Origin of the sequence: Lutimaribacter saemankumensis (assembly GCF_900100005.1) — a bacterium.
Classification (GTDB): domain Bacteria; phylum Pseudomonadota; class Alphaproteobacteria; order Rhodobacterales; family Rhodobacteraceae; genus Lutimaribacter; species Lutimaribacter saemankumensis.
In genome coordinates this window covers 1-8,669 of sequence record NZ_FNEB01000023.1, presented here as the reverse complement: position 1 = coordinate 8,669, position 8,669 = coordinate 1, and the positions used below count along the sequence as shown (strand labels likewise).

General features: G+C 58.7%; 9 protein-coding genes and 1 pseudogene. 4 read left to right on the top strand and 6 right to left on the bottom strand.

Annotated elements, in window-relative coordinates; translation table 11 throughout:
• The 3 genes and pseudogenes from BLT50_RS18460 to BLT50_RS18450 form a co-directional block, all read left to right on the top strand.
• Positions 1–147, top strand: a 147-nt coding sequence (locus BLT50_RS18460; protein ID WP_139170589.1) for an integrase core domain-containing protein, incomplete at its 5' end; no start/stop codon positions are given.
• Between the two features lie 31 nt (positions 148–178).
• Positions 179–862, top strand: a pseudogene (locus BLT50_RS18455) (hydantoinase B/oxoprolinase family protein); the annotation flags it as partial.
• Entirely contained in the window at positions 859–2,265 is a 1,407-nt protein-coding gene (locus BLT50_RS18450; protein WP_090030735.1) for a Glu/Leu/Phe/Val family dehydrogenase, read from the top strand. The pseudogene BLT50_RS18455 and the gene BLT50_RS18450, both read left to right, overlap by 4 nt.
• 207 nt (positions 2,266–2,472) lie before the next feature.
• Here the strand turns inward: BLT50_RS18450 and BLT50_RS18445 are convergent, their stop codons facing one another.
• The 6 genes from BLT50_RS18445 to cysG all read right to left on the bottom strand — a co-directional run bounded on the left by BLT50_RS18445 (position 2,473) and on the right by cysG (position 7,670).
• On the bottom strand, positions 2,473–3,255 hold the full coding sequence (locus BLT50_RS18445) for a ferredoxin--NADP reductase (protein WP_090030733.1): 783 nt from the start codon (positions 3,253–3,255) through the stop codon (positions 2,473–2,475).
• Complete coding sequence (locus BLT50_RS18440) at positions 3,252–3,569, bottom strand: DUF934 domain-containing protein (protein ID WP_245723463.1); 318 nt, start codon at positions 3,567–3,569, stop codon at positions 3,252–3,254. Before BLT50_RS18440 ends, BLT50_RS18445 begins: the two co-directional genes overlap by 4 nt.
• Before the next feature lie 95 nt (positions 3,570–3,664).
• A complete protein-coding gene (locus BLT50_RS18435) occupies positions 3,665–4,369 on the bottom strand; it encodes a phosphoadenylyl-sulfate reductase (protein WP_090030730.1) in 705 nt (234 codons plus the stop codon).
• Positions 4,356–6,005: a nitrite/sulfite reductase gene (locus BLT50_RS18430; RefSeq protein WP_090030737.1), complete on the bottom strand. Its 1,650-nt coding sequence runs from the start codon at positions 6,003–6,005 to the stop codon at positions 4,356–4,358. Before BLT50_RS18430 ends, BLT50_RS18435 begins: the two co-directional genes overlap by 14 nt.
• Positions 5,998–6,297 (bottom strand): DUF2849 domain-containing protein, encoded by a 300-nt coding sequence (locus BLT50_RS18425; protein WP_090030728.1) that lies wholly within the window; start codon positions 6,295–6,297, stop codon positions 5,998–6,000. The genes BLT50_RS18430 and BLT50_RS18425 overlap by 8 nt, the downstream gene beginning before the upstream one ends.
• Positions 6,297–7,670 (bottom strand): siroheme synthase CysG, encoded by a 1,374-nt coding sequence (cysG, locus tag BLT50_RS18420; protein ID WP_090030727.1) that lies wholly within the window; start codon positions 7,668–7,670, stop codon positions 6,297–6,299. Before cysG ends, BLT50_RS18425 begins: the two co-directional genes overlap by 1 nt.
• A gap of 138 nt (positions 7,671–7,808) precedes the next feature.
• Between cysG and BLT50_RS18415 the strand changes: the two genes are divergently transcribed.
• Entirely contained in the window at positions 7,809–8,279 is a 471-nt protein-coding gene (locus BLT50_RS18415) for an Lrp/AsnC family transcriptional regulator (RefSeq protein ID WP_090030725.1), read from the top strand.
• Positions 8,280–8,669: the final 390 nt, after the last annotated feature.

The window sequence follows — 8,669 nt, the reverse complement described above, 5'->3', positions numbered from 1 at the left end:
ATCTTCTATAGCCTGCGTGAGGCTCAAATCCTGATCGAGCAATGGAGGAAACACTACAACACCAAGAGGCCACACAGTGCATTGGGCTATCGGCCACCGGCTCCCGAAACCATCATCCCAATGGAAACCAGCCCAATCATGCACTAACAATTACCTTGGACCAATCAGATCGGGCTGCTCAGTTGTTCTTTATGTTTTCCGAACGCTGGTCGGCGCCGATATCCCGATGAACGAAGGCTGCCTGAAGCCTATCGAAATCCACGCGCCGAACGGCTCGATGATCAACCCGAACTATCCGGCAGCGGTGATTTCGGGGAACACCGAGGTCAGCCAGGCAATCGCCGATACGCTTTACGGTGCTCTGGGTGTCATCGCGGGCAGCCAGGGGACGATGACCAACTTCGTCTATGGCAACGCGCGTATCCAGAACTACGAGACAATCTGCGGCGGTACAGGCGCCGGCGAAGGCTTTGACGGTGCAAGCGCGGTTCACAGCCACATGACAAACACGCGAATGACCGATCCTGAAGTTCTGGAAACCCGCTTCCCGGTCCGGGTCGAGGAATTTTCGATCCGCAAGGGGTCGGGCGGCCACGGCAAATGGAGCGGCGGTAACGGGATCACGCGGCGACTGCGTTTCCTCGAAGAAATGACTGCCACTGTTCTGTCTTCTCATCGGCAAGTGCCGCCGCATGGCGCGGCCGGCGGTGACGCAGGTCAATCCGGCGAGAACCACGTCGAGCGGGCCGATGGTACGGTCGTGCGGCTCAAGGGCAACGACGAGGCCCTGATGGCGCCTGGCGACATCTTCGTGATGAATACGCCCGGCGGCGGCGGCTATGGCAAGGACGAAACGAAATGAGCAGCTTTCTGTCCGATGTGGACGCCATGTTCGAGTCGGTGGCGTCCTCAATCGACCTGCCCGAAGGGCTGGCCGAAAAAATCCGTGTGTGCAACGCCACCTATGTCACACGCTTCGGTGTGCGGCTGCGGGGCCGGATGCACACGTTCACCGGCTGGCGCGCGGTGCATTCCACGCATAACAACCCGGCGAAGGGCGGCATCCGGTATTCTCCTGATGCCGACCAGGACGAAGTCGAGGCGCTGGCCGCGCTCATGACCTACAAATGCGCGCTTCTGGGTCTGCCGTTCGGTGGATCCAAAGGCGCGTTGATGATCGACCCGCGCGAGTGGGAGGAACACGAACTTGAAAAGATCACACGCCGTTTCGCACAGGAATTGATCCGGCATGGCTTCCTCAGCTCGGGCATGAACGTTCCCGCGCCCGATATGGGCACCAACGAGCAAACCATGATGTGGATTGCCGATGAATATCGCCGACTCAAACCGGACGACATCAACGGCATGGCTTGCGTCACCGGAAAGCCCCTTGGCGGAAACGGTATCGAAGGCCGCACCGAGGCAACTGGACGGGGTGTGCAATTCGCCGTTCAGGCATTCTTTGAAACGCCGACCGATGCAGCCAAGGCCGGGTTTACCGGGAACGGTCTGAGCGGAAAAACCATCGTCGTCCAGGGGTTGGGAAATGTCGGCTACCATGCCGCAAAATTCCTGAGCACCGAAGATGGATGCAAGATCGTGGCCGTTATCGAAAGGGACGGCGTGGTTCGCAACTCCAGCGGGCTCGACATAGAAGCGCTCAAGGTGCATGTGACCGAAACAGGCGGCGTTCAAGGTTTCGCCGGCGGTACATACGACCGGGACGGAGCCGCGGCGCTGGAGGATGAGTGCGACATCCTCATCCCTGCGGCAATGGAACGGGTAATCCACAGCGGTAACGCTGAAGCGATCAAGGCGCGGCTGCTGGTCGAGGCGGCCAATGGCCCCACTACATTCGAGGCCGACAAGAAGCTGCGGGACCGGGGCGTGGTAATCATCCCCGATCTCTATGCAAATGCCGGCGGCGTGGCCGTCAGCTATTTCGAGTGGGTCAAGAACCTGACCCATATTCCCTTCGGTCTGATGGAACGCCGCTACGACGAAAAGGGGCACCGCACACTGGCAAGATCATTGGAAATGATGACGGGCCGGGCATTTCCAAAGGAAACCGAGGCGGAGTTCTTTCAGGGCCGCCGCGAAATCGATCTGGTGCGCTCGGGTCTCGATGACATGATGCGCTCAACCTATGCCGAACTGTCGCGCCGTTGGAACGATCCATCCGATCCGGCGATTGATCTACGGTCGGCAGCCTACTCCCTTTCAATAAATCGGATCGCTGAGGCCTATAAGGCCATCGGCATCTGATTTGGTGAAGGAGGTTTCACTCCCAATCTCCTTCACTCAGGCGGCGCCCATCCTGGCGCCGCCTGGCCTTTTCAGGGCCGCGAAATTCTCCGAACGCCGTCGTGCATCGCGACCTCGGATTCAGGCGGTTCGCGCTATCGCCGATTTTTTTTGGCAGGGCGCTCTGCTTTGGCGTTGTTCGCAGCAGGAAATGCCCCCCGTCGCCAGTCAACTCACGAACGCCTTTTCCACGACATAGTCGCCCGGCTTGGCATTGGCCCCCTCCTTGAAGCCACGAGCTTCGAGGATCTCCTTAATGTCGGTATTCAGACCGATGGAACCGCAGATCATGACGCGGTCGGTTGAGGGTGTCAGATCAGGAAGGCCCAACCGCGCCGCAAGGCGACCATCCGCAATCCAATCTGTTATACGCCCCATTTGGGCGCTTTGCGCCCGAGTAGTCGTAGGAAAGTACCGCAGTTTGCGCACATGCGCGCCAACAAGTGGATCTTCGGGGAGCGCAGCCACGAGCCTTTCTCCATAGGTCAATTCCTCGGGCGTGCGGCAACTATGCGTGAGGATAACATCCTCAAAACGCTCGTATGTTTCAGGGTCACGCAGGAGAGAGGCGAAAGGGGCGATTCCGGTACCCGTTGCGATAAGGTAAAGCCGTTTTCCAGGTCGCAACGCGCCGTGCACCAGTGTGCCAACGGGTTTGGGGCGCAGGATTACCTGATCGCCAGGCTGGATATGCTGCAGGCGGGAGGTCAACGGGCCGTCCGGCACTTTGATCGAATAGAACTCCAATTCCTCGTCCCAGGAAGGCGAGGCAATCGAATAGGCGCGCAAAAGCGGACGGCCATTGTCACCCGGCAGACCGATCATGACGAATTCACCAGACCGGAACCGCAAGGATCGGGGCCGCGTGAGGCGAAAGGAAAAAAGCCTTTCAGTAAAGTGGGTGATCCGGGTGACGACTTGCGCGTCAGGCAACTGTACCGGCGCGTTCATGGGCGGGCATCCCGATTGGTGATACGGGTCTGGTAGCTCTGATCAAACGGGACCGCACGCCATTGCGCTTCGGGGTTGCGCTGTGCTTGTTCGCCGCTGATTTCCACATCGTCAAAGCCGCATCGCAGCGCCGCGCGGAACTGATCCACCAACACATGGCCACGCGCCCGCAGGTACCCCGAGAACCCCAATTCTCTCAAAGACCTTGCTATGGAAAAACCGCGCCCATCCGCGCTTTTGGGAAATGGGACGACGATAAGGTTGAGCGTATCGAAATGTCCGGCGACTTCCGATATCTCGTCTTCCAGCGACATAAGAAGCGCGCCGGTTCCTTGGTATTCTGCCAAAGAGACCAGCGGTGCGTCCGCGAATTTATCGGGGGTGAACCCGGCGCTTGTGACGATCTGTGTCATCCTGCTCTCTCTACTTTTCCATCAGGTCCAAAATGGATACCGCACTCCTGCCGGGCTTCGCCGCGCCAGCGGCCCGCGCGGGACTCTTCCCCATCGGCCACGCGGCTTGTGCAGGGGGCACAGCCGATCAAAGGGAAACCCTGCGCGACAAGAGGATGACGTGGCAGAGCGTAAGTTTCGAAATAGGCCGCAATCTGCTGTGCAGTCCAATCTGCAAGCGGATTGATCTTGAGACGCATTCCATCGTGCTCGAACCGAGCCATCGCCGCGCGTTGCCCGGTCTGGAACCGTTTTCGCCCGGTAATTACGGCATCGAACCCCTTGAGCGCGGCTTGAAGCGGCGCAACTTTGCGCAGGGCGCAGCAGGCTGTGCTGTCGCGTCGATGAAGACTGCGATCGGGGTCTGCTCGTTCGTCGGGTGTGATACGCCGCACTTGACGCAAGCCCAGATGCGCCGAAAGCTCCTGTTGATAAGCCAGTGTTTCGGGAAAGAGCAGGCGTGTATCAAGCAAGAGTACAGGCACGCTCGGGTCGATGCGAGAAAGCATATGCAACAGCACGGCCGCCTCGGCACCGAAAGAGGACACCAGCGCGATACGGCCTTCGTAGCGGTCCAGCGCCACCGCGAGCGCAGCTTCGGCCGGAGCTGCGCCGAAGCGGGCATTGAGTCTGCGCGCCGTGATATCTTCAGGCGGCTGCATCTCGTACCTCGTAAAGTGCAGCCCGGAACGGAGCGATCCCAAGCCGGCGATAGGCGGCAAGAAAGGTTTCTTCCGGGCCATGGCGCAAAGCGAGGTATGCCTTGATCAAGCGTTCCACAGCGGGCACGACTTCGTCATAGGCAAATCCCGGACCCGTACGGGTGCCGATGGTGGCCTCCTCTGTTCCGTCGCCACCAAGGGTAAGTTGATAGCTTTCCACCCCGGCGCGATCGAGCCCGAGAATACCGATATGGCCCACGTGATGATGTCCGCACGCATTTATGCAGCCCGAGATCTTGATCTTTAACGGGCCAATATCGTGCTGCGCATCGAGATCGGCGAAAGTCTCGCCTATCTGCTGTGCGATCGGGATCGACCGGGCAGTGGCCAGGGCGCAGTAATCCATTCCAGGGCACGCAATGATATCTGAAATCAATCCGACATTGGCCGTTGCGAGCCCGGCAAGCTGCAGCTTTTCATATACCGCGGGCAGGTCGTTGCGATGCACATGCGGCAGGATCACGTTCTGCTCATGGCTGATGCGCAACTCGTCATAGCCAAATCGTTCTGCCAGATCGCCCAGCACCAACAACTGTCCAGAGGTCACGTCACCAGGCGTCGCGCCAGTGGCCTTTGTCGAGATCGTCACACTCACATGGTCGGCACGCTTGTGCGGTGTCACGTTGGTGTCAATGAAGGCTTGCAACGCCGGAGAGAAGGTAAGCTGCTGCACCGGGTCTGTCTTGAAGACCGGGTCCAGGAAATCTCCTGCAATCCGTGCCACGACGTCCGGCGCGACATCAGGAAGAACCCGCTTTTGCTGCGCAAAGTTTTCATCGATCCGCGCCTTTAGTTCTTCCAGCCCGGTTTCATGAACGAGAATCTTGATCCGGGCTTTGTACTTGTTGTCGCGCCGCCCAGACAGATTGTAGGTTCTCAGGATTGCCTCGAGATAAGCCAGAAGATCTTTCTTGGGCAAGAAATCGCGGACTGTCTTGCCGATCATCGGCGTACGGCCCATGCCGCCACCAATAACGACCTCATACCCGATTTCATCCGCGACCTTTCGAAGCCTTAACCCGATATCGTGGAACCGAAGAACCGCGCGGTCCTTGTCGCTACCGGTGACGGCAACTTTGAACTTGCGCGGCAGATACGCAAATTCGGGATGGTCCGTTGACCACTGCCGGATCAGTTCGGCCGTTATGCGGGGGTCTTCGACTTCATCAGGTGTTGCCCCTGCAAAATGGCCCGCAGTCACGTTGCGAATGCAATTGCCTGAGGTCTGAATGGCGTGCATGTGCACATCTGCCAGCGCATCAAGCATCGCGGGCACGTCATGCAACTTCGGCCAGTTGAACTGAATGTTTTGTCGGGTGGTGAAATGGCCATAGCCCTTGTCCCAACGATCCGCGATATAGGCCAATTGGCGCATCTGCCTGGCGTTGAGCGTGCCATAGGGGATCGCCACCCTCAGCATATAGGCGTGGAGTTGCAGATAGAGCCCGTTCATCAGGCGAAGGGGCTTGAATTCGTCCTCGGTCAGCGAACCATCGAGCCGGCGCGCGACCTGGCCGCGGAACTCGTCGATACGGGCACGAACAAAGCGTTCGTCGAAATCGGTATAGCTATACATGGCCAGCCTGCTTTCCATGGAAGTAATTCGAAGGACCACGGGTTCGGAAAGTTTCGCGAAAATGCGCCGGGGTGGGCACGCCATTTTCAAGTGTGACATCGGTCAGGACGACACCGACAGTTTCCAAAGGAAAACCCGACGCTTCGCGCAGCAGGGCCTCCGCTTCCTCGGGGCTGCGGGCCACGGTGGCTTCGGACAACTCACGGGTCCAACCCGGACGGCTGTAGTAGATAACATCGCCCTCCAGCAGATGGTTCGCCGTCGCGACTTTTGGCGCAAAAGGTCGGGCCATCAGTTTGCCTCCTGAAGATGTACGCGTGCGGCCTCGGCGGGTTGAAGACCCAGCATCAGAACGGCGGGACCGGTCACATCCCTCAGGCGATTGGGCAGAGTGACAAGCGTGCCCGGAATAATCCGCTGATCGGAGCGGGACGCGTTTTCGACGATGGTCACGGGTGTATCGGCCTGTGCGCCGTGCATCAGCAAGCGCCCCTGAAGAAAACTTGCGGCCGCCTTGCCCATGTAAATCGCGGCAACCATGCCAGGAGCTGCCAGGCTGCGCCAATCCAGCTCGGAAAAGCCCTTCGCCTCGTGCCCGGTGATGATACGTAATTCCGAATTGCGATCTCGCTGTGTCAGACTGACCTTGAGACTGGCGGCGGCAGCGGCCGCAGAAGTGATACCCGGCACGACGTCATAGGTGACGCCCGCGTTGCGCAGCGCTTCGATTTCCTCGTCGAGCCTTCCGAAAATTCCGCAATCACCGGACTTCAGTCGCACGACCTGCGCGCGTTGGCCATGCTCCAGCAAGAGAGCGTTGATGTCCTCCTGCTTCCAAGAAGATTCGAACGGGGTCTTACCCACTTCGATGATCTTGGCCTCTCGGCGGGCCAACTCAAGAATTTCAGAGGGCACCAGCCGATCGTGTATTATCACATCTGCTTCATGCAAAAGTTTGCGCGCCTTCAGCGTCAGCAGTTCAGGGTCGCCTGGACCAGCGCCCACGAAGTGTACGTGACCTTGTTGGGGCGCAGCATGGCGCACCTCATCCAGCAGCGAGTGCAACGCTTGTTCAACCGCAACTTCGCCCATATCCAGCGCCTTGGGGCCGTGCTCGAAATAATACCTGGCCCAGAAATCGCGGCGCGGACGACCAAATGGCAACTGGTTCACGAAGGGGCGGAACGCTTTGCCGATCCGCGCAAGCAGTCCGAGTTGCACCGGCAGCATCTCTTCGAGATCGGCCTTGATCTTGCGCGCCAGGACAGGCGCCGCACCCTCCGTACCGATCGCCACTGTCACGGGATCACGGTCAACAATAGCCGGAGTGATAAAATCGCTCGCATCCAGATTGTCCACTATAAGCACGGGGACACCGACAGACCGCGCCAGGGTAGCCACCGCGGCATCCTTCTCTGGGTCATCATTTGCGGCATAAACCAGCAAGGCACCCTCGAGATCGGAACGGTCCAGCGCACGAGGCAAAAGCGTGATCCGGCCCTCTCGTGCAAAGGCTTGAACGCCTTCCGCTGGATTTGCGCCGGACACGACGATCTCTGCCTGGGTTCGAACCAACAACCGCAACTTCGCCAGTGCACATTCCCCCGCACCAGAGATGATGATCCTCTCGTGCGCGGTGTTTAGATATACGGGGAAGAACTGCATAGGGCCTCGGAATGTGAATATTTTTCGATTGCACCACCCGGTAGATGCGTGTTTGTTCCGCCTAGCAACCGAAATAATTGCCCATTTGGAAGGTTTTCCAGTTTTTCCATTGAGGCTGAACAAACGTCAGAAACCGCCATGAGCCACGGAACAACCGACATCGACGAAGACGACCGCAAGATCCTCCGTGAGGTGCAGCGCGACTGCACGCGGTCGCTGGATCGAATCGCAGAACGCGTCGGGCTGTCCCGTACGACGGTCTGGAACCGTATGCAGAAACTCGTCGCGAACGGGACGATCATTCGCCAGGCGGCCATCGTGGACGCGCGCAAGGTCGGCCTGAAGCAAACATTCTTTGTCACGATCAGCACCTCGCGCCACGATATCGAGTGGCTCGAGGTTTTCCGATCCGCTGTTGTTGAGATGCCGGAGATCATCGAAGCACACCGGCTGGCAGGTACCACCGACTACCTCCTGAAGGTTCAGGTCACTTCGACCGAGGCCTTCGATAACTTCTATAAGGCGCTGGTCTCGCGGGTATCGATCTTTGACGTATCCTCGAGCCTGTCGATGGAGGAGTTGAAGCACTCACTCGACCTGCCGCTCTGAGACGTTGACTTCGATCGCACACCGGGCGAACGGCATTTTGCAACGGGCACTTGTTTCGGCGCCAAGCCAGGCATTCGCCGGACCACTGCAATCCACTGGCGCTCCTGAACTTCAGTCACTGTATTGGACTTGCGCGTGGCCCAAACGCGATCAGCGCCCCGAGGGGCGCTAGTAACTTGATAATGTTGTGATATTTGGTTGCGGGGGTAGGATTTAACCTATTCCGAACACGAGCAAAGCTGCGCACAGATGTCAAACAAAGGTCAATTGACAATTAGCGGCCCTACCAACTTGTTCTCAGTTTGACCCTGTCAGGTTTTCCGCCTCAGTCCCTTAGGAAATGCAGCCGCGGGAAACCCCGCGGCTGCAACTAGCTGGATCAACCGGCAA

Bases quoted from the DNA above. Each gene is read 5' to 3' on its own strand.
- BLT50_RS18440 (WP_245723463.1), bottom strand. From the start codon at position 3,569: ATGTCGCTGGAAGACGAGATATCGGAAGTCGCCGGACATTTCGATACG.
- BLT50_RS18430 (WP_090030737.1), bottom strand. From the start codon at position 6,005: ATGTATAGCTATACCGATTTCGACGAACGCTTTGTTCGTGCCCGTATC.
- BLT50_RS18435 (WP_090030730.1), bottom strand. From the start codon at position 4,369: ATGCAGCCGCCTGAAGATATCACGGCGCGCAGACTCAATGCCCGCTTC.
- cysG (WP_090030727.1), bottom strand. From the start codon at position 7,670: ATGCAGTTCTTCCCCGTATATCTAAACACCGCGCACGAGAGGATCATC.
- BLT50_RS18415 (WP_090030725.1), top strand. From the start codon at position 7,809: ATGAGCCACGGAACAACCGACATCGACGAAGACGACCGCAAGATCCTC.
- BLT50_RS18445 (WP_090030733.1), bottom strand. From the start codon at position 3,255: ATGAACGCGCCGGTACAGTTGCCTGACGCGCAAGTCGTCACCCGGATC.
- BLT50_RS18425 (WP_090030728.1), bottom strand. From the start codon at position 6,297: ATGGCCCGACCTTTTGCGCCAAAAGTCGCGACGGCGAACCATCTGCTG.
- BLT50_RS18450 (WP_090030735.1), top strand. From the start codon at position 859: ATGAGCAGCTTTCTGTCCGATGTGGACGCCATGTTCGAGTCGGTGGCG.